The sequence below is a fragment of the Streptomyces sp. NRRL S-1022 genome (assembly GCF_000720135.1).
Lineage (GTDB): Bacteria > Actinomycetota > Actinomycetes > Streptomycetales > Streptomycetaceae > Streptomyces.
This window is the reverse complement of sequence record NZ_JOIU01000007.1, coordinates 39,261-65,675: the sequence shown is the minus strand read 5'-3', so window position 1 is coordinate 65,675 and position 26,415 is coordinate 39,261. Positions and strand designations below refer to the sequence as shown.

Sequence of the window (26,415 nt, the reverse complement as noted above, 5' to 3'; positions counted from 1 at the left end):
CCTCACCCCACCTTCTCGATCACGGCGCGGCGGATGAGGAACTTGCCCGGTTCCCGGACCTGTTCGAAGGCCGCGTTGTTGAGCAGCACGCAACTGCCGGAGACGGAGGTCACCTTCACCGTGGTGGACTTGTTGTTGTCCAGGTTGGTGACCTTCAGGGTGGTGCCCGCCGGGAACTGGTTGCTGGACGCCGCCGGGGCGCCGCCCTCGCCGGAGAGGGTCACCGTGGAGCCCTTGCACACCTGCTGGCCGGAGGCGGCGCCGGCGCCGTTGTCTCCCGCGGCGGCCGGCTGCGAGGGCTGCGCGGACTGCTGGGCGCCCCCCGCCTGCTGACCGGCACCCGCCTGCTGACCGCCGCCCTGCTGGGCGTTGCCGCCCTGCGCCGCCTGGGAGCCCTGAGCCGATTCCCCAACGGTGCAGCCGGCCGCCTTCTGCTGGACCTCGATCTGCTTGATGACCGCCTCGCGGTTGGCGATCCGGGCCGCCGACTGCGCGTCCGGTTTCGCCCTCTGGTCCGCGATGAACTTGTCGTTGTTGCCGTGGGCCGTGGCCAGCCCCTGGCAGACGGTGGAGTCCCCGGCGGACAGCGTCTTGGCCTGCTGCGGGCTCTGCGCGGCGTTCGAGGTGGACGCCAGCGCGAAGGCCCCGCCGCCCGCCACCGCCGCGGCGCTGACGAGCAGCGCGATCTTCTTCTTCGTACCGAGAGTTCTCCTGCGCGACATCCGCGCCTCCTGAAGAGGTAGGGGAGCGTACGCCGCTATGTACGAGATACCGAACGAGGTTGCTCAGCGGTCGCGGATACCGTCCGAGTAACCTGCGTCACAAGGGAGTTGAGCCGTTCTCAGCTCTTGTTGTGCGCCAGGGCCTCCCGTACGGCCTCCTCGGTGCGCGCCACCAGCGCCGTTCCGTCGTCCGCCGTGATGATCGGGCGCTGGATGAGCCGGGGGTGCTCGGCGAGCGCGGTGATCCACCGGTCCCGCGCGCCCTCGTCCCGCGGCCACTCCTTGAGCCCCAGCTCCCCGGCGACCGGTTCCTGGGTGCGGGTGATGTCCCAGGGCTCCAGGTTCAGCCGCTCCAGCACGGCCCTGATCTCGTCCTCGCCGGGCACGTCCTCCAGGTAGCGGCGGACGGTGTAGTCGGCCTGCTCCGCGTCGAGCAGGCTGAGCGCGCTCCGGCACTTGGAACAGGCCGGGTTGATCCAGATCTCCATGCGGGACACGGTACTCGGCGGGGGTCGTGTTCGATTTTGTGACACCTCGGCAGTCCCGTCGCCCCCACCCGTGACAGTGAGTCAATATCCGGCTCCACCTGCGGATTCTCGCCCTCTCGCAGACCCCCGATTGTCAGTGCCCGCCGGTAGACTGGAATCAGTGTTCGAGGAGGTCGCCGGAGCCCCGGGGACCGCCTGACCGCGACAGGAGGATGCCTGTGCCCGCTGCCGCCCTGAAGGCCAAGCCGTTGCCGACCCAGTCCACCGCCCAGCGCGCCGTGCTGTTCGACTCGCCCTACGAGCCCGTGGCGAAGCGACCGCTGCCGGCCGGACGGCCGCGCGAGTGGTACGTCACGCACAACCGGCGCCTGAAGGCCATGCGCCTCGCCATAGCCCTGCTCGACTCCGGCGTCTACCTGCCGGACCAGGCCCGGAACGAGACGATCCGCAGCACGGCCGAGCGGATCGGGATGCGCCCCCCGTCGGACACCACGTGCCACATGGTGCGGACGCTGATGCGTTACGCGCGCTGAACCACCCGCCCTGCCGGGTGCCCCGCACCGCCGGTACGGGACACCCGGCACCCGGCCGTCACCTCGTCACGCCGTCGACTGCCACTGCGGCGGCGTACGGAAGCGCGGGACGGCCCGGGTGCTGCAGTGCGGTGTGCCGGTGTGCCGCCGTCCCCCCGTCAGGCCGGCCTGCCCGGCTCACGACCCGGTGCCGCCGGGGTCGCCGGTGCCGCCGGTGCCGCCGACCAGCGGGCCCGGCACCCGGGGCGGCCCGTCCAGCAGTGCCGTCACGAAGGCCTTCCGGTCCTCGGCGTGGTCGCGGAACCACCGGCCCAGGAAGTGGTCCGCCCCGGGGAGTTCGAAGCGGGTGAACCGGCTGCCGGCCGACAGCGCCTCCTGTACGGCCGCCGTCACCGCCGGCGGGATGACCGTGTCGGTCCCCGGGACCGCCAGCACCGCCCGGCCCTCGTAAGCGCGGTACGCCTCCAGGGCGGGGGAGCGCCGCCAGCTGTCCGGGGTGCGGATCAGCGCGGAGAAGCGGCCCGCACCGGTGCCGAACGGGAGCTCCCAGGCCTCCCGCGTGTACACGGCGGGAGCGCACAGACCCACCGCCGCCACCCGGCGCCCGTAGTGCCGTACCAGATCCGCCACCGTCTGGCCGCTCATGCTGAAACCGACCAGCACCAGGGGATCACCGGCCGGGACGTGCGCGTCGAGCACCGCCACCGCCTGCTCGAACCGCCGGCGCAGGCTCAGCTCCGCGAGCGCGCCCGTGCTCCCGCCGTGGCCGGAGAAGTCGAACGCCAGGGCGCGGCAGCCCCGGTCGGCGAAGTCGGTGACGAACGGCAGCAGCCGCTCCTTGCTGCCGTTGCCGGCGCCGTGCAGCAGGAGCGCCGTGGTCCGGCCGGGCCGTCCGGCGCTCACCCCGCTGAGCCGTTCGCCGTCGTACTGGTGGCTGAAGTCGGTGAGTTCATCCATGCGGGCCATTCACTCACGGCCGTCCACACCCCCGGAAAACGGGGTGCACCGAACGTCACGGCCTGCCTACGCTGAGCACACGCAGGCACGTCCCCCGACTCACCCCAGGAGGTCCGTCATGCGTGGAACGCTCGCGACCGGGACCGTCGTCCTGGTGATCCTCGGAATCGGGAACCACCTCTGGTGGCTCGCCGCCGTCGTCCTGCTCTACCTGTACGCGACACACGGACGCGGCTCGCCCGGCACGGCACCGCCCGGCACGACACCGCCCGCGGGCTCCGGCGCCCCGCCCGACAGCTACCGGGCGTACCGGGAGCGCCGGGACCGGCAGGCCCGGTGGGAGCGCCGCTACCGCCGTGAACGGCCCCGCGAGGCCTGGCAGGAGCGGGGCGGGAGCACGAAGTGAGCGGGGGCGCCCCCGGCCGTCAGAGGCCGGGGGCGCCCCACACCGGGAACCAGCGGCCCAGGTCCGGCTCGATCCGCAGGTCGCCCCCGAGCACCGCCCTCAGCTGGAGTTCCAGCGCGGTGTCCCGCCGCTCGGCGGCACCGGGCAGCGGGGCGAACGGATAGAAGGTGCCGCGCTTGTAGAGGTAGACGAGCGCCAGCCTGCGGCCCGTCCCGTCGGTGAACCCGGCCAGCGAGCACAGCAGTTGCGGGCCGAAGCCGTTGACCTCCAGCGAGGTGTTGACCGCGTGCAGGTCGTTGACCAGCTCGGGCAGCCGGCCGGGCGTACGCCGGGACACCAGCCAGGAGTAGCCGTAGCCGTCCCGGCGCAGCTCCACCGGCGGCCCGGTGCGCTCGGTGTCCGCGTCCAGCAGCGCCTGCACCTCCCGGTGCATCTGCTCGAAGGCCGCCCCCTCGACCGTGGCGAAGCACACCGCCCCGTCCCCGGTCGGCGTGAAACCGGCCGCGGCCTCCAGCGTCACGGCCGCCGACGGCAGCGCGAACAGCCGGTCCAGATCGGGCGCGGCCGGTTTCGAACGGCCCAGCAGGATGTCCAGCAGCCCCACGGTCAGCCCGCCTTCCCCGGGGTGGCGGCCTCGCCCAGCTCCGCCGAGATCCGGCCCAGCTGCTCCAGCCGCTGCTCCAGGCTCGGGTGCGTGGAGAAGAACCGCTCGATGCCGGGCTCCCGGCCGGTCGCCGGAGTGAAGTAGAACGCGTTGAACGCCTGCGCCGTCCGCAGGTCCTTGGTCGGGATCCGCGCGATCTCCCCGGTGACCTTGGTGAGCGCCGCCGCCAGCGCCGAGGGCCGGCCGGTCAGCAGCGCCGCCGCACGGTCGGCCGCCAGCTCCCGGTACCGCGACAGGGCCCGGATCAGCAGGAAGCTGATCGCGTACACGGCCGCGGAGACGCCGAGCACCGCGGCGAACACGGCGGCGGTGTTCTGGTCGCGGCGGCCGCCGAAGACCTGCGAGTAGAACGCGAACCGTACGACCAGACCCGCGACCACCCCCAGGAACGAGGCGATCGTGATCACGGCGACGTCCTTGTGCCGCACGTGGGACAACTCGTGCGCCAGCACGCCCTCCAGCTCCGCCGGCTCCAGCCGGCGCAGCAGCCCGGTCGTCACACAGACCACCGCGTGATCGGCGCTGCGGCCGGTCGCGAACGCGTTCGGCATGTCCATCGCGGACACGGCGACCACCGGCTTGGGCAGGTCGGCGAGCGCGCACAGCCGGTCCACGACGGCGTGCAGCCCGGGATACTCCTCCCGCTCCACGACCCGCCCGCGCATGGCGAACATCGCGATCCGGTCCGAGAACCAGAACTGCGCCACGAACATCGCCCCGATCAGGACGGCGACCAGCACCCAGGACTTCAGCAGCACGATCAGCGCGGCGACGAACCCCACGTACAGCAGCCCGAGCAGGAACATCGTCAGGCCCATACGCACGGCCAGCCGCCGATCACTCCGGAACCGGCTCCGCATCTCGCATCACCCCGCAGTCAGGCACTCGCCCCGCTGTCCAGTGTGCACCTGCGGATTCCCATGAAGCGGTCGCGAACGGCCCCAGGGGCGGCAAAGGGCCGTCGCCGAACCGCCGGGCGTCAGTACGGCGAGCGCATCTGGGCGTAGCCGAGGAGGACGATGACCACCGCCACGCAGCCGAGGACCACGGCGGTCGAGACCCAGGACGAGCGGCGGGGGGCCGGGTCGGGGTCGGCCCGGAAGGGGGTGGGGTCCGGGGGATTCTCCTTCCAGCGGGCGGCGAGCATGCGGGCCCGGGCGGAGGGTTCCTTGTGCTCGGCCGAGTTCGCCCATCTGTGATCGAACTCGTGCTCCCAGTCGTCCTGTTCCGGCATCCCCGTTCAACCTCTCTCGTCCGACACGATCCGGAGGGATGATCCCCCGACAATAGGAAGTTTGAGAAGTGCGAAAGGTTGCACGGTTGCGGGACCCGGTCAGCCGGAATGGCGGAAACGGGTGCGGTACTCGGTGGGTGTGGTGTCGAGCTTGCGGCGGAACGCCCGGATCAGGGTGTCGGTCGTACCGAAACCGCACGCGGACGCGATCCGGTCGAGGGTGTCGTCCGTGGTCTCCAGCCGGTTGCGGGCGGCCTCCACGCGGGCCGCCTCCAGATAGGCGGCCGGGGTCATGCCGAGTTCCGCCTTGAAGACGCGGGCCAGCTGGCGCTCGCTGACGTGGGCGTGCCGGGCGAGGTCGGCGAGGGTCAGCGGCCCGGTGAGGTGCTCGGCGACGAAGTGGCGCAGATCGGCCATGCGCCGGGTGGTCGAGACGGGCTCGACGGGCACGCTGAACTGGCTCTGGCCGCCCGGCCGCTTCAGGTACATGACCAGCTGACGGGCGATCCGCAGGGCGACGGCCTCCCCGAAGTCCTCCGCGACCAGTGCGAGGGACAGGTCCAGGCAGGCGGTGATGCCCGCGCCGGTCCACACCCCGCCGTCCCGGATGAAGATCGGGTCGGCGTCGACCTCGACCGAGGGGTGCTCGGCGGCGAGCTGCCCGGCGGTCGACCAGTGGGTGGTGGCCCGCCTGCCGTCCAGCAGACCGGCGGCGGCGAGCAGGTGCGCGCCCACGCAGACGGAGGCGACGCGCCGGCTGCGGGCGGCGAGCGTCCGCACCCGGGCGACGACGCCGGGATCGGCGAGGGCGTGCACCCGGCGCTCCTCGTCGACCTCGACCGAGCCCGGCACCAGCAGCGTGTCGATGGCGCGCCCGGACAGCTCCGCGAAGGTGAGGTCGGGCAGCATCCGCACGCCGGCGGCGGTGGTGACGGGCTCCAGGGTCTCGGCGGCCAGCGCCACCTCGTACCCGCTGGCGCCGTCGGTCTCCCTCCGCAGCAGCGCGAACACCTCCGGGGGACCGGTGACGTCCAGCAGGTCGACGCCGTCGAACAACATGATCACGATCAACCGCCGGACCCCGCCCATGTCCCCCGCCCCCTCTCCCGATGTCCGGATCTGCAAGTTACCTGACATTGCCGCCATCAGGACCGGCTCCTAGCGTGGTCGCCGTACCCACGCCACCACCCGAGAAGGGGCCGACATGCCCACCACGACCCTGCGCGACCTGAACGGCCTCGACCAGAGACCGGCCTCCCTCGCCGGTGCCACGCTGATCCTGGTCGACTACCAGAACACCTACACGCGCGGCGTGCTGGAGCTGGACGGCTGGCGGGCCGCCCTCGACGCCGCGGCCGGCCTGCTCGCCAGGGCCCGGGCCGCGGGCGCCCGGGTCGTCCACGTCATCCACGACGGCGGCGAGGGCACCCCGTACGACATCCGCGCCGAGATCGGCCGCATCCACCCCCGCGTCGCCCCCCTCGACGGCGAACCCGTCGTCGTCAAGACCGCCCCCGACGCGTTCCACGGCACCGACCTCGCCGAACACGTGGACGCCGCCGGCCACCGGGACGTCGTGATCGCCGGCTTCATGACCCACATGTGCGTCCTGTTCACCGCCCAGGGCGCCTTCCTGCGCGGCAACCGCCCCACCGTGGTCGCCGACACCTGCGCCACCCGCCCCCTGCGGACACCGCTCGCCGAGGTACCCGCGGCCCAGCTCCACCACAGCGCCCTCGCCACCGTCACGGACCTCTACGGCGTGGTCGTACCGTCGGCATCCGCCCTGACCTGACCCCGACGACGCCGGGGCCCCGCCGTCCCGGGGGAGCGGCGGGGCCGTCGTCGGCGCTGCGGGGCGTCTGTCACACGTCGAAGAAGTGATGTGGTCAGCCCCGCTGTGATGGCGCACGCCAGGTCCGTGCGGTATCACGAACTTCGGCGGCCAGAACGACGTTGTCCGGCACTTGCCTCTCTTGGGACGCGAAGGCCAGATCGATGTACATGATCGCGGCGGCCGAGTTGTCGAGCTGGGTTCCGTGACCTTCGACTCCCCAGCGGGCGAGGTGACGTGCCCCCTCATCCAGACCGTCCTCGGGAGCGGTGGGAAAGATTTCGCGCAGGGCGGCGCGAGCGATCTCCACAACGCTTCGTGTCTGCATCGTAAGGGTCCTTCCTGAAGGGTCACGGGTGGTTGGCGCGCGCGGTGCACACGAGGCACTTGTCCTGGTAGCCGGTCAGCCACATCACGGCGCGGGCGAAGCTCTCGGCGGATTCCAGTGCCTCGGTGCGGTCCAGTTCAGCAAGTTCGACCGTGCAGAGTACGTCCCGGACCAGGATCTCCCAGTGGTCCTGGGCCTTCTTCCAGTCTCCCCGGTGGGCCCGCCTCACATAGCGGTCCAGGAACTCCTGGTCCACCGCGCTCTTGAGGTGGAGCGACTCGAGGAAGGTGATCCTTCCCGGCAACTTGAGCCGGCAGGCGAGGCCCCTCTGCTGGAAGAGGTGATTGGTGGCGATTTCCTTGACCCGCTGCATCCGGGTAGCGATCACATGACCGGCCACTCCACCGATGAGGGCGGGAACAAGCAGCCAGCCGAGAACCGACGCGCCCCACGACGATTCGTGCACGGGCGGGTCGATGAGCGTGAACGCCCTGTAAATGCCGCTCCAACCCTTTTCGGATCGGCTGGCACCGAACACCCAGACGAACCCGATGAGCAGGGCGATCGGTATACCCCAGTCGATGAACCACTGTGTGACGCCTGACAGCGCCTTGCGTGAGCGGAACGTACGCCGTATCCACACCGCTGGTGACTGCCCGCGCAGCGGTGGCAAAGATGGCGGCAGAGGCGGCTGAGGTGGTGATGGCAACGGAGGCCCTCCAGGGGGGCGACAGGGCTCGGTCACCGCAAGTGACGCTTTCATGCGGTCTGTGGTTGCAGGTACCTCAGCTGCTGCCGGTACCGGACCCTCACCGGCCACACCATGACGACCCGCCCACCACGAAGACGCGTTGCCGTCACTGCCATCGGAGGTCGGAGTGGACGATCTTGCGTCGGCCACCGCATCCCGGACCGGTCGACGCAATCCTTCGGCCCTGCCTCCCGCCGGCGGTCGCCACGATCCGGGTTTGGAAGATCGCGCAATGCGGATGGCTGCTGACCTGGCACGCAAGGGGCACGCACGGCCCGCTGCGGACCGCCTCAAGCGCCTTCAGCCCACCCTCGCGGCACCAACGCCCACCCGCACAGCAAGAAGAGCACCCGGCGCGAACATCAAGGCCCTGGCCGAGTACCTCGGTTACTCCGGCCCGGGGTTCACGCTCCGGACGTACACGCACCTCATGCCGAACAGCCAAGGCCGTGCCCGCAGGGCCAGCGACGCCGCGTTCGGCGTGCCGGATGCGGACACCGGCCCCGGCGGAGCCGGTGCGCAGAGCTGAGCGGCGGCGGGGCCAGAGCGCTCGACAGCCGTTCGCGGCGCAGGGCCCGAAAAAGGCCGTCGGCCGTGCCTTCCCGAGGGGGAAGAACACGGCCGACGGCCCACAGGCGGCCCAGGGGAGCGGTTACCCGCTCTGACCTGGGGCGATATCACACGTCGAAGTACAGCTCGAACTCGTGCGGGTGCGGGCGCAGCTGGAGCGGGGCGATCTCGTTGGTGCGCTTGAAGTCGACCCACGTCTCGATCAGGTCGGACGTGAACACGTCGCCCTGGAGGAGGAACTCGTGGTCGGCCTCAAGGGCGTCGAGGACGGCGCCGAGGGAGGTCGGGACCTGGGCGACGTTCGCGTGCTCCTCGGGAGCCAGCTCGTACAGGTCCTTGTCGATCGGCTCGGCCGGCTCGATCTTGTTCTTGACGCCGTCCAGGCCCGCGAGCAGCAGGGCCGAGAAGGCCAGGTACGGGTTGCCGGAGGAGTCGGGCGCGCGGAACTCGACGCGCTTGGCCTTCGGGTTGGAGCCCGTGATCGGGATACGCATCGCGGCGGAGCGGTTGCGCTGCGAGTACACCAGGTTGATCGGCGCCTCGAAGCCCGGCACCAGACGGTGGTACGAGTTCACCGTCGGGTTGGTGAAGGCAAGCAGGGCCGGGGCGTGCTTGAGGATGCCGCCGATGTAGTAGCGGGCGGTGTCCGACAGGCCCGCGTAACCGGCCTCGTCGTAGAACAGCGGGTCGCCGTTGCTCCACAGCGACTGGTGCACGTGCATGCCCGAGCCGTTGTCGCCGAAGATCGGCTTCGGCATGAAGGTCGCGGTCTTGCCGTTGCGCCAGGCGACGTTCTTCACGATGTACTTGAAGAGCTGGAGGTCGTCGGCGGCGGCGAGCAGGGTGTTGAACTTGTAGTTGATCTCCGCCTGGCCGGCCGTGCCCACCTCGTGGTGCTGGCGCTCGACCTTCAGGCCGGACCGCTCCAGCTCCAGGGAGATCTCGGCGCGCAGGTCGGCGAAGTGGTCGACCGGGGCGACCGGGAAGTAGCCGCCCTTGTAGCGGACCTTGTACCCACGGTTGTTCTCCAGGGCGCCGGTGTTCCAGGCACCCGCCTCGGAGTCGATGTGGTAGAAGGACTCGTTCGCCGAGGTGGCGAAGCGCACGCTGTCGAAGACGTAGAACTCGGCCTCGGGGCCGAAGTACGCGGTGTCGGCGATACCCGTCGACGCCAGGTACGCCTCCGCCTTCTTGGCCACGTTCCGCGGGTCACGGGAGTACTGCTCGCCCGTGATCGGGTCGTGGATGAAGAAGTTGATGTTGAGGGTCTTGTCCCGGCGGAACGGGTCCACCCGCGCGGTGGACAGGTCGGCACGCAGAGCCATGTCGGACTCGTGGATGGCCTGGAAACCACGGATCGACGACCCGTCGAAGGCCAGCTCCTCGTCCGGGTCGAACGCCTCAACGGGCACCGTGAAGTGCTGCATGACGCCCGGCAGGTCGCAGAAGCGGACGTCGACGAACTTGACGTCCTCGTCCGCGATGAACTTCTTGGCCTCGTCGGCGTTCTGGAACATCCAGCTCCTCCTACTCCCGACCGTCCTCGCCGGGGTGGTAGATCGTTCGTGCGGCCAGTGCGGTGGCACACGCTGGTCTCGACCCTAGGGACGGGTGATTTCTCGGGCGTGACCCGTTTGTTTCGCAGAAGTTAACCAGCCACTCGTCCACGGTAGCGCCGGCCCACCCCTGTGCGTAGTGCCCGAAACCGGGCGCAGTACCGTGGACGGGTGGACAACAGGCAGGCAATCGGATCGTGGCTCTCCGGGCCGCGCGCGGCCATGGAAGAGGCGGGCGCCGACTTCGGTTACCGGGGCGAGCAGCTCGGTCTCCCGGAGCACGGACCGAACTCGATCGCACGGCCCGGCAGGCGGCTCGGCGCCCTCGCCGTGGACTGGGCGCTGTGCGTCCTGATCGCATACGGCCTGATCACCCACGGCTACGGCCCGGCCACGAGCAACTGGGCACTCGGCGTCTTCTTCGTCCTGAGCGCCCTGACCGTCGGCACGGTCGGCTTCACCCCGGGCAAGCGCCTCTTCGGCATCCGGGTCGTGGCCCTGGAGACCGGCACGGTCAGCCCGGGGCGCTCCCTGGTGCGCACGGTCCTGCTCTGCCTCGCGATCCCCGCCCTGGTCTGGGACCGCGACGGCCGCGGCCTGCACGACCGGCTGGCGAAGACGGTCGAGGTACGGATCTGACCGGGGCCTGAATCCCGGATCCCGGTGAGCCCGGCGGCCGCCGGGCTCACCGGTGTGCTCAGCCCCTGCGCAGGACCGCCGCCAGCACCCCCCGCAGCTCCGCCTCCGGGTCCGCCGCCGCGCCGGCCGCGCGCCAGGCGACGAACCCGTCCGGCCGTACCAGCACCGCCCCGTCGGCCGTCGTGCCGTGCGCCGCGGCCCAGTCCGTGCCGCCGCCGGGTCCCTCTCCGTCGTACGTCAGGTCGGCGTCCGCACCCGCGCCGATCCGGTACGCCTCCAGCCGTACGCCGTCCGTGCCGGCGATGCGGCGGGCGGCCGCGTGCCAGGCGGCGCCCGCCGCCGACCCGGCGTCGCAGAGCAGCACCATGGACCGCTCGTACAGGTCGACCGTGGAGAGCCGGGCGCCCGCCCGGCGCAGCCACAGGTGCGGGGACCGGCTGCCCGGGTCCGCGGTCAGCCGCACCGCGTCGGGTACGACCGGATGGGTGGGGTCGGCGTCCAGGACGGCGCCCTCCAGGTAGCGGTAGCACAGGACCACCGGGAGGATGCCGCTGCGCGGGCCGCCGCCGACGCCGGGCGTGGGCGCGAAACCGGGGTGGCTGTGCTCCACCGACCGGGCCGAGGCGCGGGCGCTGGTGGCCAGGGCGACGGGCCGGCGTTCGGTGTCGTAGGTCTCCAGCAGACCCGGTCCGGCCCAGCCGTCGAGGACGGCGGACAGCTTCCAGGCCAGGTTGTGGGCGTCCTGGATGCCGGTGTTGGAGCCGAAGGCGCCGGTCGGGGACATCTCGTGGGCGGAGTCGCCGGCGAGCAGGACCCGGCCGGCCGAGTACCGCTCGGCGACGCGTTCCGCGGCGCGCCAGGACGCCTTGCCGGTGATCTCGACGTCGAGGTCGGGGACGCCGACGGCCAGCCGGATGTGCCGCTGGAGCCGCTCCTCGGTGAACTCCTCCAGGGTCTCGCCGTGCTCCGGGTGCCAGGGGGCGTGGAAGACCCAGTGCTCCGTGTTGTCGACGGGCAGCAGGGCGCCGTCGGCCTCGGGGTTCGTGAGATAGCAGCAGATGAAGTGCCGGTCGCCGACCGTCTCGGCGAGCAGCTTGGAGCGGAAGGTGACACTCACGTTGGCGAAGAGGTCGCCCGGCCCGCTCTGTCCGATGCCGAGCCGGTTGCGGACCGGGCTGCGCGGGCCGTCGCACGCGACCAGATAGTCCGCCCGGACGGTGTACAGCGCGTCGCTGTCACGGTCCCGGACGAACGCCGTCACCCCTTCGGGGTCCTGCTCGACCGCCTCCAGTTCGTGGAAGTAGCGCAGGTCGCCGCCGAGGGCGCGGGCCCCCTTCAGCAGCACCGGTTCGAGGTCGTTCTGGCTGCACAGGCACCACGTCGTGGGGCTGAACTTCGCCAGTCCGCCGCCCGGGTCGATCTCTCTGAACAGCCATTCGCCGGCGTCGCCGACCAGCGTCGGAGTCTGGAGGATGCCGTGGTTGGCCGCGAGGAGCGAGGCCGCCGCCTTGATGTCCGGCTCGATGCCGGCCACCCGGAACAGCTCCATCGTGCGCAGGTTGTTGCCGCGGCCACGCGGGTGGATCGACGTTCCGGAGTGCCGCTCGACGAGCATGTGCGGTACGCCGAGACGGCCCAGGAACAGGGAGAGGGACAGGCCCACCAGAGAGCCGCCCACGACGAGGACGGGCACCTGGTGATCGGCTTTGTGCTGCATCGAGTCTCCAGAGGCAGGGTCGGGATGTGAGGCGCGTCGCTGTTTCTGTGCCCGCTGAGACGGCTTTCGCGTACTTCATCACCCACGTGGTTCACGCGAGTCGCGCGCACCGCGGGAAGCGGCACAGGATCAAGGAGCGCTGACGTCGCGTCATCGGCGGCCGGCGTTCGCCTCTGCCCCCGTGAAGGAGATGCGCAGCATGACCACCCTGTCGGAAAAGATCTCGGACCAGTCGACGCGCGAGGTGTCGAAGAGGGTCTCCCAGTCCGTGTTCGACGGCTCCCGTCTCCGGGTCGTCCTGCTCGTGGACGTCCACGACGGTGCCCAGCAGCAGTTCCTGGAGGCCTACGAACAACTGTGCAACCAGGTGGCGCAGGTGCCCGGCCACGTCAGCGACCAGCTGTGCCAGTCGATCGAGAACCCCTCCCAATGGCTCATCACCAGCGAGTGGGAGAGCGCCCCGCCGTTCCTCACCTGGGTGAACAGCGAGGAGCACGTGCGGATGGTGGAACCGCTGCACAGCTGCGTCCGGGACACCCGGTCGCTGCGGTTCCACATCGTCCGCGAGACCGGCGGCGAGCCGGCCGGGGCCGCGTCGCGGCGCCGGCTCCAGGCCTCCCCGCGGATCGGCGACGGCGTGATCCGGCACGCGCTGACCTTCACGGTCAAGCCGGGCAGCGAGCGGGAGGTCAAGCGGATCCTCTCCGACTACGCCTCGCCCGAGGCGCAGGTCGACGAGACGACCCGGCTGTGCCGTACCTCCCTGTTCATGCACGGCAACCGGGTCGTGCGGGCCATCGAGGTGCGCGGCGACCTGCTCGCGGCGCTGCGCCACGTCGCCCGGCAGCCCGAGGTGCGGGCCGTCGAGGAGGCCATCAACCCCTACCTGGAGCAGGAGCGCGACCTCGACGACCAGGAGTCCGCGCGGGTGTTCTTCACCCGGGCGGCGCTGCCCGCCGTGCACCACGTCACCGCGGACGAACTCACCGAGGGCGAGCGGCAGGCGCTGTACTACCCGGCCCGGCCGGACCGCGGCATGCGGCTGGCGGAGCTGCTCGCCCAGCAGGACGAGGCGGCGGCGGAGGACCCGGACGACCCGATCCTGCGCAGCACGATCTTCCAGCGCGACGACGTCGTCGTCCGGCTGGTCGACGTACGCCCCGGCCCGGGCGCCCGGGTCCTGCTACCGGAGCCCGGACGGCAGGACGCGCTCGGCAGCCTGCTGGACGGGGAGCCCGTCGGCATGGACCTCGTCACCGACCGCCGCTCGCCCGACGCCTGACCCGGCAGGCCCAGCACACCAACGGAGGAATGCCGTGATCAAACCCCTTCCGAAGATCGTGGACCTCAGCGAGGTCGACCCCAACACCCGGCGCGGCGGCGATCTGCGCGCCATGCTCACCCCGGCGACGGTGGGCTCCACCAGCGGTTTCATGGGCGTGGCCATCGTGCAGCCCGGCGACCGCATCGGGGAGCACTACCACCCCTACTCCGAGGAGTTCGTCTACGTCGTCTGCGGCCGGCTGGAGGTGGACCTGGACGGGGAACCGCACCCGCTGCGGCCCGAGCAGGGGCTGATGATCCCCATGAACATGCGCCACCGCTTCCGCAACGTCGGCGACGTGGAGGCGCGGATCGTCTTCCACCTGGGCCCGCTGGCCCCCCGGCCGGCCCTCGGTCACGTCGACACCGAGGGGACGGAAACCGTCGCCGCCGCGCCGGCCGACCGGGCGCAGGTCCGCTCATGAGCCGGCGCGTGGCGGTCACCGGCATAGGCGTCGTGGCACCGGGCGGGATCGGCGTACCGGCGTTCTGGGGGCTGCTCGCCGAAGGCCGTACCGCGACGCGGGGCATCACGTTCTTCGACCCGACCGGGCTGAGGTCCCGGATCGCCGCCGAGTGCGACTTCGATCCCGCCGCACACGGCCTGGACGCCGACCAGGTCCAGCGGGCGGACCGGTACATACAGTTCGCCCTGGTCGCCGGCGAGGAGGCGGTACGGGACTCCGGTCTCGACCTCGCCCGGGAGGACCCCTGGCGGGTCGGTGTCTCCCTGGGCACCGCCGTCGGCGGCACCACCCGGCTGGAGCACGACTACGTCCTGGTCAGCCACCGTGGCCGGCGCTGGGACGTCGACCACACCGAGGCGGAGCCGCAGCTGCACCGGGCGTTCTCCCCGAGCACCGTGGCCTCCGCGGTGGCGGAACGCTTCGGCGCACAGGGCCCGGTACAGACCGTCTCCACCGGCTGCACCTCCGGCCTGGACGCCGTCGGGTACGCCTTCCACACCGTCCAGGAGGGCCGGGCCGACATATGCATCGCCGGGGCGTCGGACTCGCCGATCTCCCCGATCACCATGGCCTGCTTCGACGCGATCAAGGCCACGTCCCCGAACAACGACGACCCCGCGCACGCCTCCCGGCCCTTCGACAACAACCGTGACGGCTTCGTCATGGGCGAGGGCGGCGCGGTGCTCGTCCTGGAGGAACTGGAGCACGCCCGGGCCCGCGGTGCCCACGTGTACTGCGAGTTCGGCGGCTACGCCACCTTCGGCAACGCCTACCACATGACCGGCCTGACCAAGGAGGGACTGGAGATGGCGCGTGCCATCGACACCGCCCTCGACCAGGCGCGGCTCGACCCCACGGCGATCGACTACGTCAACGCGCACGGCTCCGGCACCCGGCAGAACGACCGCCACGAGACGGCGGCCGTGAAGCGGGCGCTCGGCCACCACGCGTACGACACCCCGATGAGCTCCATCAAATCCATGGTGGGGCACTCCCTCGGGGCGATCGGTGCCATCGAGCTGGTCGCCTGCGTACTGGCCCTCGTCAAGCAGGTCGTACCGCCGACCGCGAACTACGAGATCCCCGACCCCGAGTGCGACCTGGACTACGTCCCGCGTGTCGCCCGCGAACGGAAGCTGACCAGCGTGCTGTCCGTGGGCAGCGGGTTCGGCGGCTTCCAGTCCGCGGTGATCCTGACCCGGCCGAGGGAGTGAGGACACGATGAGCGAACCGCAGGACCGGCACGCGGCCATCACCGGCATCGGTGTGGTCGCGCCCAACGGCACCACCACCGGCACCTTCTGGAAGTCCACCCAGGAGGGCCTGAGCGTCCTCGACCGGATCACCCGCGAGGGCTGCGAGCACCTTCCCCTCAGGGTGGCCGGTGAGGTCCGCGCCTTCGACCCGGCGGCGACGATCGAGGAGCGCTTCCTCGTCCAGACCGACCGGTTCACGCACTACGCCATGGCCGCGGCCGACTTCGCGCTGGACGACGCCCGGCTCGGGCCGGGCAGCGTGCCCGACGCGCCCTACTCCATCGGCGTGGTCACCGCGGCCGGATCCGGCGGCGGCGAGTTCGGCCAGCGCGAACTGCAGCAGCTGTGGGGCAAGGGCAGCCGGTTCGTCGGGCCGTACCAGTCCATCGCCTGGTTCTACGCCGCGAGCACCGGCCAGGTGTCCATCCGCCGCGGCTTCAAGGGACCCTGCTCGGTCGTCGCCTCCGACGAGGCCGGCGGCCTGGACGCCCTCGCCCACGCGGCACGGGCGGTACGGCGCGGCACCGACGTGATCGTGGCCGGCTCCACCGAGGCACCCCTCGCGCCGTACTCGATGGTCTGCCAGCTCGGCTACGACGAACTGAGCCGCGAGCCGGACCCGTCCCGGGCCTACCGCCCGTTTACGGACGGGGCCTGCGGGTTCGTGCCCGCCGAGGGCGGCGCCATGCTCGTGGTGGAGGCGTCGGGCACCGCCCGCGCCCGCGGCGCCCGGATCCAGGCCTTCGTGGCGGGCCACGGGGCGACCTTCACCGGCGCCTCCCGCTGGGAGGCGTCCCGGGAGGGCCTCGCGCAGGCCGCCCGGCAGGCCCTGCGGGAGGCCTGCTGCGCCCCCGAGGAGGTCGACGTCGTCTTCGCCGACGCCCTCGGGGTCCCGGCGGCGGACCGGGCCGAGGCGCTGGCCATCGCCGACGTCCTCGGTGAGCGCGGCACCCGGGTACCGGTCACCGCGCCGAAGGCCGGGATCGGCCGGGGGTACTGCGCGGCCCCCGTGCTGGACACCGCGGCGGCCGTGCTCGCGATGGAACACGGCCTGATCCCGCCGACGCCGAACGTCTTCGACGTCTGCCACGACCTCGACCTCGTGACGGGCCGCGCCCGTGTCGCAGAACTGCGGACGGCGCTGGTCCTCAGCCGCGGACTCATGGGGTCGAACTCGGCGCTGGTGCTGCGACGCGGCACCGCGCAGTGAGGAAGCAAAGGAGGAGAACATGCCCCAGATCACCGTGGAAGAACTCGCCGCGCTGATGAAGAAGGCCGCCGGGGTCACCGTCAGCCCGGAGCAGCTGAAGGAGCAGCCGGAGACCGGTTTCGACGTCCTCGGCGTCGACTCGCTCGGCCTGCTCGGCATCGTCGGCGAACTGGAGAACACGCACGGCACCCCGATGCCGGTCGACGCGGAGCGCTGCAAGACGCCGCAGCAGTTCCTCAACCTCGTCAACAGCACCCTGATGGCAGGAGCCTGACATGGCAGGACACACCCGGAACGAGATCACCATCGCCGCCCCGCTGGACCTGGTCTGGGACATGACCAACGACCTGGAGCGCTGGCCGCAGCTGTTCAGCGAGTACGCGTCGGTGGAGGTCCTCAAGCGGGAGGGCGAGAAGACCACCTTCCGGCTCACCATGCACCCGGACGAGAACGGCACCGTCTGGAGCTGGGTCTCCGAGCGCGAGCCGGACCGCGCCTCCCGGACCGTCAAGGCGCGCCGGGTGGAGACCGGCCCCTTCGCCCACATGAACATCCACTGGCGGTACGAGGAGGTCCCCGCCGGCACCCGGATGGTCTGGACGCAGGACTTCGCGATGAAGCCGGACGCGCCGGTCGACGACGACTGGATGACCGACAACATCAACCGGAACTCCAAGATCCAGCTGGAGCTGATCCGGGAGAAGATCGAGAAGGCGGCCGCCGGCGAGCGGCCCGCCCCGGCCCTGGCCGACTGAGCCGGACGACAGGAGACGACCGTGCACCAGGCCCTGATCGTCGCCCGTATGGCCCCGGGCTCCGCCCCCGGCATCGCCAAGGTGTTCGAGGAGTCCGACCGCGGAGAGCTGCCGCACCTCGTCGGTGTCGTCCGGCGCAGCCTCTTCCAGTTCGGTGATGTGTACATGCACCTCATCGAATCCGACCGCGAGCCCGGGCCGGCCATCGCCAAGATCACCTCGCACCCCGAGTTCAAGGAGGTCAGCGAGCGGCTCACGGCGTACGTCAGCGCGTACGACCCGGAGACCTGGCGCTCCCCGAAGGACGCCATGGCCCAGCGCTTCTACCTCTGGGAGCGCGACGCCGGCGCCTGACCCTCCGGCCGGACCACCGGTGCCGGGCCCGCGTCCGACGCGGACCCGGCACCGGTGTGCTGGGGTGAGTCGCTCACGCGGGGACCATGCAGTCGAACGCGTGCAGGAACGGGTTGACCGGGCGGATGTCCCCGACGGCCAGGCCCGCCGCCTCAAGCCGGCCGACCATGCTGTCCGTGGTGTGCTTGGCCCCGCCCACGTTCAGCAGGAGCAGCAGGTCCATGGCGGTGCTGAAGCGCATCGAGGGGGTGTCGTCCACCAGGTTCTCGATGACGACGACGCGGGTGCCGGGCCCGCCCGCCTCGACGACGTTGCGCAGCAGCCGGGTCGTGCTCTCGTCGTCCCACTCCAGGATGTTCTTGATGATGTAGACGTCGGCCTCGACCGGGACGGCGTCCCGGACGTCGCCCGGCACGATCCGCACGCGGTCGGCGAGGTCACCGCCCTCGCGCAGCCGCGGCAGGGCCTTCTCGACCACCCGGGGCAGGTCGAGCAGGCTGCCGTGCATCGCCGGGTACTTGTCCAGCAGGCAGGCCACCACGTGCCCCTGGCCGCCGCCGATGTCCGCCACCGAGCGGCTGCCGGACAGGTCCAGCAGGGCCGCCACCTCGCGCGCCGACTGCTCGCTGGAGCGGGTCATCGCGCGGTTGAAGACGTCCGCCGACTCGGGGGCGTCCTCGTTGAGGTAGGTGAAGAACTCCTTGCCGTACAGGTCCTCCACGACGTTGCGGCCGGTGCGCACCGCCTGGTCCAGGAGCGGCCAGGCGTCCCAGGTCCACGGCTCGGTGCACCACATCGCGATGGCCCGCAGGCTGTTCGGGTCGTCCTCGCGCAGCAGCCGGGACATCTCGGTGTGGGCGAACGTCCCGTCCGGCCGCTCGGCGAAGACGCCGTAGCAGGACAGGGCGCGCAGCAGCCGGCGCAGCGGCCCCGGCTCGGTGTGCAGCGCCGCCGCCAGGGTGTCCACGGTCATGGGGGCGTCGCCGAGCGCGTCGGCGACGCCCAGCCGGGCGGCGGCGCGGACCGCGGCGGCGCAGGCCGCCCCGAACGCGAGCTCGCGCAGCCGCATCGACGGGGGAGGGGAGGGGGGTGCCCCGGGCTCCGGGGGAGCCGAGGGCGCGCGGGATGGTGCGGTCATGTGCCGCCTTCCTTCCTTGCGTGGATCGGGTACGGCCGTCCGGTCAGCACAGGCCCGCGGGCCGGGAGGCCCGGCAGGAGTTGCCGGTGAAGGCGTTGCCGCTCTTGACGGTCTCCTGGTTGACGAGGTCCGCCGGGGAGTTGTCCGCCAGCCGGTTGCCGGTGATCCGGTTCTTCTCGCTGGGGGCGCCCACGAAGCTCTTGAACAGGACGATGCCGCCGGACAGCGGGGACTTGCCCTGGTGGCCGGTGACCCGGTTCCGCGTCACCAGGGCCTTCTCGGTGCCGGTCAGCACGATGCCGGAGCCCTTCAGGTAGGGCAGCCGGGCGGTCTTCGGGCAGTACTTGTTGTTCTGCACGACCAGGTTGTCGCTGACGGTGAGGGCGCCGGCCCGCGGCTTGTTCTCGTCGCCGACGACGAACACGCCCGCGCAGTTGCCGGTGACGTAGTTGTTCGTGACGGCGAGGTTGCGCAGCCGGCGGACGGTGATGCCGATCCGGTTGCCCTGCAGCCGGTTGTGGTCGGCCACCGCGCCCTTGCTGTCCGTGGCGCCCTGCTCGGCCTTGACGTTGTTGGCGAGGAACAGCCCCGCGTCCCCGTTGGCCAGGGCGGTGTTGTTGCGGAACAGCCCGCGGGTGGAGTGCTCCTGGGCGATGCCCCACTGGCCGTTGTGCTCGGCGATCACACGCTTCACGGTCAGCCGGTCGGTGCCCATGGAGAACAGGCCGCTCCGGGCGAAGCCCGTCACCTTCAGATCGGAGACGGTGACGCCGGTGAGGGGCTTGGTCTTGCCCCCCACCACACAGATGCCGTTGCCGTCCGAGAGGCAGGTGACGGCGGCCTTCTTGCCGTGCGGGGCGGGCTTGGTCTTCTTGGCGGGGGGCTGGATCACGGTGCCGGGGCCCGCACCGCGCAGGGTCAGGCCGGCCGTCTTGACCGTGACGCTCTCACGGTAGGTGCCGGCGAGCACGAACACGGTGTCGCCGGCCTTGGCGGCGTTGACCGCCTTCTGGATCGACTCACCCGCATGCACCACGAGGACTCGGTGGGCGGCCGACGCCGGGGTGGCGCCGACGACTGCCCCGACGAGGGTCGTGGCGCATGCCAGGTACGCAATGTGTCGTTTTGTCACACCCCGAAGGCTAGGAGCGGACGACCCGATTACCGGCCGGATGCTCCGTTCGGCGGCGTGTCAGCGCTAGCGGCCCCGCGGGCCGCCCTTCGGGAGCTTCATGCCCTTGGGCATCGGGCCCTTCGGCAGGGGCATGTTGCTCATCAGGTCGCCCAGGGCGCGCAGCCGGTCGTTGGTGGCCGTGACCTGGGGGCCGGTGAGCACGCGCGGGAGCTTCAGCATGGTGGTGCGGAGCTTCTTCAGCTCGACCTGGCCCTCGCCGTCGCCGACGATCAGGTCGTGCACCGGGACGTCCGCGACGATGCGGTTCATCTTCTTCTTCTCGGCGGCCAGCAGGGTCTTCACCCGGTTCGGGTTGCCCTCGGCGACCAGCACGATGCCGGCCTTGCCGACGGCCCGGTGCACCACGTCCTGGCTGCGGTTCATCGCCACCGCCGGAGTCGTCGTCCAGCCCCGGCCGATGTTGTCCAGCACGGCCGCGGCGGCGCCCGGCTGGCCCTCCATCTGGCCGAAGGCGGCCCGCTCGGCCCGGCGGCCGAACACGATCGCCGTCGCCAGCAGAGCGATCAGCAGGCCGAAGATGCCCAGATAGACCGGGTGGCCGATCAGAAAGCCGATCGCGAGGAAGACACCGAGGGTGCCGATGCCGACGGCCGCGAGTACAAGGCCGATCGTCTTGTCGGCCTTGCGGGTCATCTTGTACGTGAGGGCGATCTGCTTCAGTCGCCCTGCGTTCGCGGCGTCCGCCGCGGTTTCCTTCCTCGCCATGCCACGAAGTCTACGTGCCCCCAGGAGCGCGGACGACGGCAGTGCCCGGCGGGGAGGATCAGGGGCGGCCGGCGGCGGCCTGGTCCAGGACCCGCTGGGCCTCGACCCGGTCCTTGGCCCGGCGGCGGTCCTCCAGGACGGACGTCCACGCGTTGCGGCGGGCGGTGCGCTGACCGCCGCTCATGAGCAGGGACTCGACGGCCCGCAGGGCGTCGGTGAAGGTCGGGATGGCGGTGGCGCGTACGGGTGCGGCCTGCATGATCGAGGTCCCCCCTCGGAGCGGTGGAGATACGGGGCGTGATACCAGAGTCACTGATTGGTGTTACCAGGGCGTGTCCGGCCGGTCAAACGCCCATGAAGGTCTGATAGGGGGCTCGGAAACGCCGACGCGGCCCTGACGGACGTCCTCATCAGCGAGGACGGTCAGGACCGCGTCGTCCTGGCCATTACTGGCCGGTAATACCTTGTGCGCGAATTCACACGCTCGGCTCACACCGCCTGGCCGGCGACGAACGCGCCGCCCCGCTGCGGAGCAGCTGAATGACGCTGTTCGACGGCCATCTGGTACAGGCGCCCGGCACGGTACGACGACCGCACCAGCGGGCCGGACATCACACCGGAGAAGCCGATCTGCTCGGCCTCCTCCTTCAGCTCCACGAACTCCTGCGGCTTCACCCAGCGCTCCACCGGGTGGTGCCGGACGGAGGGGCGCAGGTACTGGGTGATGGTGATCAGCTCGCAGCCCGCGTCGTGCAGCTGACGCAGCGCCTCGCCGACCTCCTCGCGGGTCTCGCCCATGCCGAGGATCAGGTTCGACTTGGTGACCAGGCCGAAGTCGCGGGCCTCGGTGATGACCTTCAGGGAGCGCTCGTAGCGGAAGCCGGGGCGGATCCGCTTGAAGATCCGCGGGACCGTCTCGACGTTGTGCGCGAAGACCTCGGGCCGGGAGGAGAAGACCTCGGCCAGCTGCTCGGGCACCGCGTTGAAGTCGGGGGCCAGCAGCTCCACCTTGGTGCGGCCGCCCTCGCGGTCCGCGGTCTGCTGGTGGATCTGGCGCACGGTCTCGGCGTACAGCCAGGCGCCGCCGTCCGCCAGGTCGTCGCGGGCGACGCCGGTGATGGTCGCGTAGTTCAGGTCCATGGTGACCACGGACTCGCCCACGCGGCGCGGCTCGTCGCGGTCGAGCGCCTCGGGCTTGCCGGTGTCGATCTGGCAGAAGTCACAGCGCCGGGTGCACTGGTCGCCGCCGATGAGGAAGGTCGCCTCGCGGTCCTCCCAGCACTCGTAGATGTTCGGGCAGCCGGCTTCCTGGCAGACCGTGTGCAGGCCCTCGCTCTTCACGAGCTTCTGCATCGCGGTGTACTCGGGGCCCATTTTCGCCCGGGTCTTGATCCACTCGGGCTTGCGCTCGATGGGGGTCTGGCTGTTGCGGACCTCAAGGCGCAGCAATCGCCGCCCGTCAGGGCTTGGCACTTGCTTCCCGTCGGGTGCGACTGCGGACACGACCGGCTCCCTGTGACTTCGATTCTTCGGCGTACACCAGGGTACGCCCGTGCTCTGTGCGCCCTGCCGTCGAGGCCAACCCCGCTGTCGCAGGGCGCATTCCCCGGACGGACGATCAGGCGGAGGCCTTCTCGACGACCCGGGGCTTCAGGTCCGCTTGCTCCAGGACGTCCTTCAGGTGCTTCTCCACCATCGGCAGGACCTCCTCGATGGTGACGTCCCGGCCCAGCTCGCCCGCGAGGGAGGCCACCCCCGCGTCCCGGATCCCGCACGGGATGATCCGGTCGAACGCCTTCATGTCGGGGTTCACGTTGAACGAGAAGCCGTGCATGGTGACGCCCTTGGCCACCCGGATGCCGATCTGCGCGATCTTGCGGTCCTCGCGCCGCTGGCCCGCGTTGGACGGGGCGTACTCGGGGCCGTTGAGGCGCGGGTCGAACTCCTCGTCGTGCAGCCGGGGGTCGAAGTCCAGGGACAGGCCTCCCCCAGCCTCCGGCCGGGGGGACCCCCAGGCCGGCCGCTGCTCGACCGGGTCGCCGAGCACCCAGACGCCGCTGCGGCCCTCCACCCGCGTGGTCTCCAGGCCGAACTCGGCGCAGGCGCGGATGATCGCCTCCTCCAGCCGCCGTACGTGCGCGACCACGTCCACCGGACGGGGCAGCTTCTGGATCGGGTAGCCGACCAGCTGGCCCGGGCCGTGCCAGGTGATCTTGCCGCCGCGGTCCACGTCGACGACCGGGGTGCCGTCCAGCGGACGCTCGCTGTCCTCGGTGCGCCGGCCCGCCGTGTAGACCGGGGGGTGCTCCAGCAGGATCACGGTGTCCGGGACCTCGTCGGCGAACCGGGCCGCGTGCACCCGGCGCTGCTCGTCCCAGGCCTCCTGGTAGTCGACGGCATCGGCACCGAACCCCATGCGGACGAACCGCAACTCACTCACGGCAAGCGCCTCCCTCGGCGAAGGATGTGTCAGGCACGTATCGCGCCCACGCCACTGTACGTCCGACCGGAGTACGTCAGCCCTGGGGGCGTTCCTCACACGATCGGATGAATGCCCCGCGAAGTATGCGACCGTCTGCTCACTCTCCGCTACATTCGCGCCGTTCGTGAGGCCATAAGGGCTGCTCAACGGCAATCCGGGCACATCGAGGGCCCGGAAGGCAGGAGACCGCACCGCAGATGACGGACCGACCCGCGCAGCGCACCCCCAACCGCCAGCTCGCCGCGCTCATCGCAGAGGCGGGGTTCTCCAACGCGGGTCTGGCTCGTCGCGTCGACCAGCTCGGCCTTGAGCACGGGCTGGACCTGAGATACGACAAGACCTCCGTCACCCGCTGGCTGCGCGGACAGCAGCCGCGGGGGACCACCCCCGCCCTCATCGCCGAGGTGTTCACCCGCCGCCTCGGGCGCCGGCTCACCGCCCAGGACCTCGGCCTGGACGCCTGCGCCCCGGTCTACGCCGGGCTGGAGTTCGCGGCCACCCCGGAGGAGGCCGTCGACATCGTCAGCGGGCTGTGGCGCAAGGACTCCGGCAGCCACGCCGAGCTGCGCAAGATCGCCTTCACCCCGGCGGGGCTCGTGGTGCCCAGCCGGGACTGGCTGATCGGCAAGGCCGACGACCGGGTGGCCCGGGAACCGGGGCCCCGGGTGCCGCCGCAGGGCCGGCCCGGTGCGGCCAGACTCCAGCTGCCGGCCCCGCCGCGGTCGCGCGGCCAGGCCGAGCGCGGCTCCGGACACCGCGTCGGCAGCGGTGACATCGCCGCCCTGCACTCGGTCGGCGAGCTGTTCCGCACCCTCGACGACCGGTTCGGCGGCGGCCACGCCCGGCAGGCCCTGGTGCGCTACCTGGAGCACGAGTGCGAGCCGATGCTCCGCGGCAGCTACGACGAGCAGACCGGTCGCCGGCTGTTCGGCGCCGCCGCCGACCTGACCCGGCTCGCGGGCTGGACCTCGTACGACATCGCCGCGCACGGGCTCGCCCAGCGGTACTTCGTGCAGGCCCTGCGGCTCGCCCAGGCGGCCGGCGACCGGGCCTACGGCTCGTACGTCCTGGTCACCATGAGCCGCCAGGCCGTCTACCTCGGCCACGGCCGGGAGGCGGTGCAGCTGGCGCGGGTCGCCCAGCAGGGCGTCGGCACGGGCGCGCCGCCGGTCGTCCAGGCGCTGCTGCACGCCTCCGAGGCGCGGGCGCACGGGGTCCTCGGCGAGGTGCGGGCGTGCACCGCGGCGCTGGTGCGGGCCGAGCGCGCCCTGGAGGCGGCCCGGCCCGGGGACGACGTGCCGTACTGGGCGGCGTTCTTCGACGAGGCGCAGCTCGCCGACGAGTTCGGGCACTGCCACCGCGACCTGCAGCAGTTCCGGGCGGCCGCGCAGCACGCCGAGCGGTCCCTGCAGCTGCGGGCGCCCACCTACGCCCGCAGCCGCCTGTTCTGCCGGGTCGTGCTCGCCACCGCGCGCCTCGGCCTCGGCGAGCTGGACCAGGCGTGCGCGATCGCCGCGGAGGCGGCGGGGCAGGCCGCGGAGATGCGCTCGGCCCGCGCCGTGGAGTACGTGAGGGAGTTCGAGCGCCGGCTGGAGCCCTATCGGGACGCGGCGCCGGTGCGGGTGTACCGGGAGAAGGTGGCGGCACTGGGGTGAGGGCCGCCTACGCCGCCCTCGGCAGCGTCGGGGCCGGGTCCGCGCTGTGCATCGAACCCGCGGCGCCCAGATCGGCCAGGATGGCCGACGCGGCGCGGTGGGCCGAATGCAGGGCGCCCTGGACGGTGCTGGTGTCGCGGTGGTCGCCGCAGACGTAGAGGCCCGCCAGCAGGCGTACCGGGCGGCGCAGGTCGTGCGGGGGGCGCATGGCGGGGACCGCCTCGGGGGTGTGGTGCACGGCCAGCGTCTCCCAGCGGCGGGTCGAGGTGCCGTACAGGCGGGAGAGGTGGATGCGGACCGCAGTGTCCACCCCTTCCGGCGGGGTGCCCAGCACCGTCGACGAGATGAGCACGCGGCCGGCCGGTGCCCGGCTCGGGTCCACGTTGCTGAGCACCGCCGTGTGCGCCACCGGCCCGCCCCGGTCGGCGTCCAGCAGCAGCGAGCTGCCCGTCGGGAAGGCCGCCGCCGGGTCGTCCGCCGTGTGGTGGACGACCGTCACCGGGTGGAAGTCCGGCACCCTGAGCCCCGGCAGCAGTTCGGCCGCGGCCCGCGCGTCCGTCGCCAGCAGCACCGCCCGGCAGCGGACCTCCCCGTGCTCGGCGGTGGCCACCGAGGTCGTCGCCACCGAGGTGACCCGCACGCCGGTGTGCACGGTGCCCGGCGGCAGCGCCCTGGCCAGCAGCTCGGGCAGCATCTCGGCGCCGCCCTCCGGCACGCACAGCCGCCCGCTCGCGAAGGCGTGCAGCGCCAGGTCGGCGCACCGGCTGGAGGTGGTCAGCCCCGGGTCGCACAGCAGCGCGGCGAGCAGCGGGCGCAGGAAGCCGTCGACGGTGCGCGCCGGCACCCCGCGCTGGGCGAGCGCCTGCGCGGCCGGCATCTCGGGGCGGGCCAGGAGGCGTTCGACGGGGGTCGCCGCGATCCGGCCGAGCGCGGCGCCCAGCCGGGCCTGGTCCACCGCGCCGCCCACCGGCGCGCCGGGCGTGGCCGCCGTACCCCGGGGTGCGCTGGCGAGGGCGCGCACCACATGGAGTGCGCCCCGTGCGCCCCGTGCGCTCCCGGCGGCCGCCGGCTCGCCCGCGCGCTGGGTGCGGCCGTCGTGGTGCAGCAGGACGCCCGGCGCGAAGCGGCGCAGGGTCAGGGCGTCCAGGCCCGGGGTCAGGCCGAGTTCGGGATGGGACGTGGACAGCAGCTGTCCGATGCGGTCGAGCCGGAAGCCGTCGACCTTCTCGGTCGACATGCGGCCCCCGACGCAGGGGGCCGCCTCCAGGACCGCGGTGGTGATTCCTGCACTGGTCAGCCGATGAGCCGCCGAGAGGCCGGCGATTCCGGCTCCCACGATGACGACGTCCACCTGGTACGCGGGCTCAAGCACGAGGCCCCTCCTGTGGTTGCGCGACCGGTGGAGACGTGATGCCCCCAACAGGCGCAAGGGATACCCGGGTTCGGGTCGAGGGTAGGGGCGCGATCGGTCATAAG

The 26,415-nt window shown here is 71.8% G+C and carries 31 protein-coding genes; 13 read left to right on the top strand and 18 right to left on the bottom strand.

Going from position 1 to position 26,415, the window contains the following annotated elements; translation table 11 throughout:
* Positions 1–2 precede the first annotated feature (2 nt).
* A complete protein-coding gene (locus tag IG05_RS0109475) occupies positions 3–722 on the bottom strand; it encodes a hypothetical protein (RefSeq protein ID WP_030340996.1) in 720 nt (239 codons plus the stop codon).
* Positions 723–841: 119 nt separating this feature from the next.
* Positions 842–1,210, bottom strand: a complete 369-nt coding sequence (locus IG05_RS0109470) for an ArsC/Spx/MgsR family protein (RefSeq protein WP_030340994.1) — start codon at positions 1,208–1,210, stop codon at positions 842–844.
* A gap of 218 nt (positions 1,211–1,428) precedes the next feature.
* Between IG05_RS0109470 and IG05_RS0109465 the strand changes: the two genes are divergently transcribed.
* Positions 1,429–1,743 carry a hypothetical protein gene (locus IG05_RS0109465; protein WP_030340992.1) on the top strand — a complete coding sequence of 105 codons (315 nt, stop codon included), beginning with the start codon at positions 1,429–1,431 and terminating at the stop codon, positions 1,741–1,743.
* A gap of 177 nt (positions 1,744–1,920) precedes the next feature.
* Here the strand turns inward: IG05_RS0109465 and IG05_RS0109460 are convergent, their stop codons facing one another.
* Complete coding sequence (locus IG05_RS0109460; protein ID WP_051789681.1) at positions 1,921–2,700, bottom strand: alpha/beta hydrolase; 780 nt, start codon at positions 2,698–2,700, stop codon at positions 1,921–1,923.
* Positions 2,701–2,818: 118 nt separating this feature from the next.
* Between IG05_RS0109460 and IG05_RS0109455 the strand changes: the two genes are divergently transcribed.
* Complete coding sequence (locus IG05_RS0109455) at positions 2,819–3,106, top strand: hypothetical protein (protein WP_030340990.1); 288 nt, start codon at positions 2,819–2,821, stop codon at positions 3,104–3,106.
* A gap of 19 nt (positions 3,107–3,125) precedes the next feature.
* Here the strand turns inward: IG05_RS0109455 and pspAB are convergent, their stop codons facing one another.
* The 4 genes from pspAB to IG05_RS0109435 all read right to left on the bottom strand — a co-directional run bounded on the left by pspAB (position 3,126) and on the right by IG05_RS0109435 (position 6,093).
* On the bottom strand, positions 3,126–3,710 hold the full coding sequence (gene pspAB, locus IG05_RS0109450; protein ID WP_030340989.1) for a PspA-associated protein PspAB: 585 nt from the start codon (positions 3,708–3,710) through the stop codon (positions 3,126–3,128).
* 2 nt (positions 3,711–3,712) lie between these two features.
* The gene (htpX, locus tag IG05_RS0109445) at positions 3,713–4,630 is read right to left on the bottom strand and encodes a zinc metalloprotease HtpX (protein WP_030340988.1); all 918 of its coding nucleotides are present in this window, start codon (positions 4,628–4,630) and stop codon (positions 3,713–3,715) included.
* A gap of 119 nt (positions 4,631–4,749) precedes the next feature.
* Entirely contained in the window at positions 4,750–5,004 is a 255-nt protein-coding gene (locus IG05_RS0109440; protein WP_030340987.1) for a hypothetical protein, read from the bottom strand.
* A 99-nt stretch (positions 5,005–5,103) separates the two neighbouring features.
* Positions 5,104–6,093 (bottom strand): GlxA family transcriptional regulator, encoded by a 990-nt coding sequence (locus IG05_RS0109435; RefSeq protein WP_030340986.1) that lies wholly within the window; start codon positions 6,091–6,093, stop codon positions 5,104–5,106.
* Positions 6,094–6,208: 115 nt separating this feature from the next.
* On the opposite strand from IG05_RS0109435, the gene IG05_RS0109430 reads away from it, so the two are divergent.
* The gene (locus IG05_RS0109430; RefSeq protein WP_030340984.1) at positions 6,209–6,799 is read left to right on the top strand and encodes an isochorismatase family protein; all 591 of its coding nucleotides are present in this window, start codon (positions 6,209–6,211) and stop codon (positions 6,797–6,799) included.
* Positions 6,800–6,893: 94 nt separating this feature from the next.
* Here IG05_RS0109430 and IG05_RS0109425 read toward each other — a convergent pair whose 3' ends face one another.
* Together IG05_RS0109425 and IG05_RS0109420 are read right to left on the bottom strand one after the other, a co-directional pair.
* The gene (locus tag IG05_RS0109425) at positions 6,894–7,166 is read right to left on the bottom strand and encodes a hypothetical protein (protein ID WP_158838836.1); all 273 of its coding nucleotides are present in this window, start codon (positions 7,164–7,166) and stop codon (positions 6,894–6,896) included.
* A 22-nt stretch (positions 7,167–7,188) separates the two neighbouring features.
* Positions 7,189–7,809, bottom strand: coding sequence for a DUF6313 family protein (locus IG05_RS0109420; RefSeq protein WP_063760075.1), 621 nt, complete (start codon positions 7,807–7,809; stop codon positions 7,189–7,191).
* A 340-nt stretch (positions 7,810–8,149) separates the two neighbouring features.
* Between IG05_RS0109420 and IG05_RS50530 the strand changes: the two genes are divergently transcribed.
* Positions 8,150–8,446, top strand: coding sequence for a hypothetical protein (locus IG05_RS50530; protein WP_078894008.1), 297 nt, complete (start codon positions 8,150–8,152; stop codon positions 8,444–8,446).
* A gap of 148 nt (positions 8,447–8,594) precedes the next feature.
* Here IG05_RS50530 and glnA read toward each other — a convergent pair whose 3' ends face one another.
* Positions 8,595–10,004 (bottom strand): type I glutamate--ammonia ligase, encoded by a 1,410-nt coding sequence (gene glnA / locus IG05_RS0109415; RefSeq protein ID WP_030340978.1) that lies wholly within the window; start codon positions 10,002–10,004, stop codon positions 8,595–8,597.
* A 210-nt stretch (positions 10,005–10,214) separates the two neighbouring features.
* On the opposite strand from glnA, the gene IG05_RS0109410 reads away from it, so the two are divergent.
* Positions 10,215–10,682 carry an RDD family protein gene (locus IG05_RS0109410; RefSeq protein WP_030340977.1) on the top strand — a complete coding sequence of 156 codons (468 nt, stop codon included), beginning with the start codon at positions 10,215–10,217 and terminating at the stop codon, positions 10,680–10,682.
* A gap of 58 nt (positions 10,683–10,740) precedes the next feature.
* Here IG05_RS0109410 and IG05_RS0109405 read toward each other — a convergent pair whose 3' ends face one another.
* The gene (locus IG05_RS0109405) at positions 10,741–12,399 is read right to left on the bottom strand and encodes an FAD-dependent oxidoreductase (protein WP_030340975.1); all 1,659 of its coding nucleotides are present in this window, start codon (positions 12,397–12,399) and stop codon (positions 10,741–10,743) included.
* Positions 12,400–12,598: 199 nt separating this feature from the next.
* Between IG05_RS0109405 and IG05_RS0109400 the strand changes: the two genes are divergently transcribed.
* Genes IG05_RS0109400 through IG05_RS0109370 form a run of 7 tightly spaced genes read left to right on the top strand, consistent with a single transcriptional unit; the run spans position 12,599 to position 17,764 of the window.
* The gene (locus tag IG05_RS0109400; RefSeq protein ID WP_030340974.1) at positions 12,599–13,681 is read left to right on the top strand and encodes a SchA/CurD-like domain-containing protein; all 1,083 of its coding nucleotides are present in this window, start codon (positions 12,599–12,601) and stop codon (positions 13,679–13,681) included.
* A 58-nt stretch (positions 13,682–13,739) separates the two neighbouring features.
* On the top strand, positions 13,740–14,147 hold the full coding sequence (locus tag IG05_RS0109395; protein ID WP_107051326.1) for a cupin domain-containing protein: 408 nt from the start codon (positions 13,740–13,742) through the stop codon (positions 14,145–14,147).
* Positions 14,144–15,403, top strand: a complete 1,260-nt coding sequence (locus IG05_RS0109390; protein WP_030340971.1) for a beta-ketoacyl-[acyl-carrier-protein] synthase family protein — start codon at positions 14,144–14,146, stop codon at positions 15,401–15,403. The genes IG05_RS0109395 and IG05_RS0109390 overlap by 4 nt, the downstream gene beginning before the upstream one ends.
* A gap of 7 nt (positions 15,404–15,410) precedes the next feature.
* Positions 15,411–16,655 (top strand): ketosynthase chain-length factor, encoded by a 1,245-nt coding sequence (locus IG05_RS0109385; protein ID WP_030340969.1) that lies wholly within the window; start codon positions 15,411–15,413, stop codon positions 16,653–16,655.
* Positions 16,656–16,674: 19 nt separating this feature from the next.
* A complete protein-coding gene (locus IG05_RS0109380; protein ID WP_030340967.1) occupies positions 16,675–16,929 on the top strand; it encodes an acyl carrier protein in 255 nt (84 codons plus the stop codon).
* A 1-nt stretch (position 16,930) separates the two neighbouring features.
* Positions 16,931–17,410, top strand: a complete 480-nt coding sequence (locus IG05_RS0109375; RefSeq protein ID WP_030340965.1) for an SRPBCC family protein — start codon at positions 16,931–16,933, stop codon at positions 17,408–17,410.
* Positions 17,411–17,431: 21 nt separating this feature from the next.
* Positions 17,432–17,764 carry a TcmI family type II polyketide cyclase gene (locus tag IG05_RS0109370; RefSeq protein WP_030340963.1) on the top strand — a complete coding sequence of 111 codons (333 nt, stop codon included), beginning with the start codon at positions 17,432–17,434 and terminating at the stop codon, positions 17,762–17,764.
* A gap of 73 nt (positions 17,765–17,837) precedes the next feature.
* Here IG05_RS0109370 and IG05_RS0109365 read toward each other — a convergent pair whose 3' ends face one another.
* The 6 genes from IG05_RS0109365 to lipB all read right to left on the bottom strand — a co-directional run bounded on the left by IG05_RS0109365 (position 17,838) and on the right by lipB (position 23,242).
* Positions 17,838–18,902, bottom strand: a complete 1,065-nt coding sequence (locus tag IG05_RS0109365; RefSeq protein ID WP_234335813.1) for a methyltransferase — start codon at positions 18,900–18,902, stop codon at positions 17,838–17,840.
* 43 nt (positions 18,903–18,945) lie between these two features.
* Positions 18,946–20,034 carry a right-handed parallel beta-helix repeat-containing protein gene (locus IG05_RS0109360; protein ID WP_030340959.1) on the bottom strand — a complete coding sequence of 363 codons (1,089 nt, stop codon included), beginning with the start codon at positions 20,032–20,034 and terminating at the stop codon, positions 18,946–18,948.
* Between the two features lie 66 nt (positions 20,035–20,100).
* Positions 20,101–20,802, bottom strand: coding sequence for a DUF4191 domain-containing protein (locus IG05_RS0109355; RefSeq protein WP_030340958.1), 702 nt, complete (start codon positions 20,800–20,802; stop codon positions 20,101–20,103).
* Between the two features lie 58 nt (positions 20,803–20,860).
* The gene (locus IG05_RS0109350; protein WP_030340956.1) at positions 20,861–21,061 is read right to left on the bottom strand and encodes a hypothetical protein; all 201 of its coding nucleotides are present in this window, start codon (positions 21,059–21,061) and stop codon (positions 20,861–20,863) included.
* Between the two features lie 230 nt (positions 21,062–21,291).
* Positions 21,292–22,275 carry a lipoyl synthase gene (gene lipA / locus IG05_RS0109345; protein WP_030340954.1) on the bottom strand — a complete coding sequence of 328 codons (984 nt, stop codon included), beginning with the start codon at positions 22,273–22,275 and terminating at the stop codon, positions 21,292–21,294.
* 145 nt (positions 22,276–22,420) lie between these two features.
* Positions 22,421–23,242 carry a lipoyl(octanoyl) transferase LipB gene (gene lipB, locus IG05_RS0109340; protein ID WP_030340952.1) on the bottom strand — a complete coding sequence of 274 codons (822 nt, stop codon included), beginning with the start codon at positions 23,240–23,242 and terminating at the stop codon, positions 22,421–22,423.
* 239 nt (positions 23,243–23,481) lie between these two features.
* Here lipB and IG05_RS0109335 point away from each other — a divergent pair, with 239 nt between their 5' ends.
* Positions 23,482–24,939, top strand: coding sequence for a hypothetical protein (locus tag IG05_RS0109335; protein ID WP_030340949.1), 1,458 nt, complete (start codon positions 23,482–23,484; stop codon positions 24,937–24,939).
* A gap of 7 nt (positions 24,940–24,946) precedes the next feature.
* On the opposite strand, the gene IG05_RS0109330 is transcribed toward IG05_RS0109335, so the two are convergent.
* Complete coding sequence (locus IG05_RS0109330; protein ID WP_030340946.1) at positions 24,947–26,311, bottom strand: NAD(P)/FAD-dependent oxidoreductase; 1,365 nt, start codon at positions 26,309–26,311, stop codon at positions 24,947–24,949.
* Positions 26,312–26,415 lie beyond the last annotated feature (104 nt).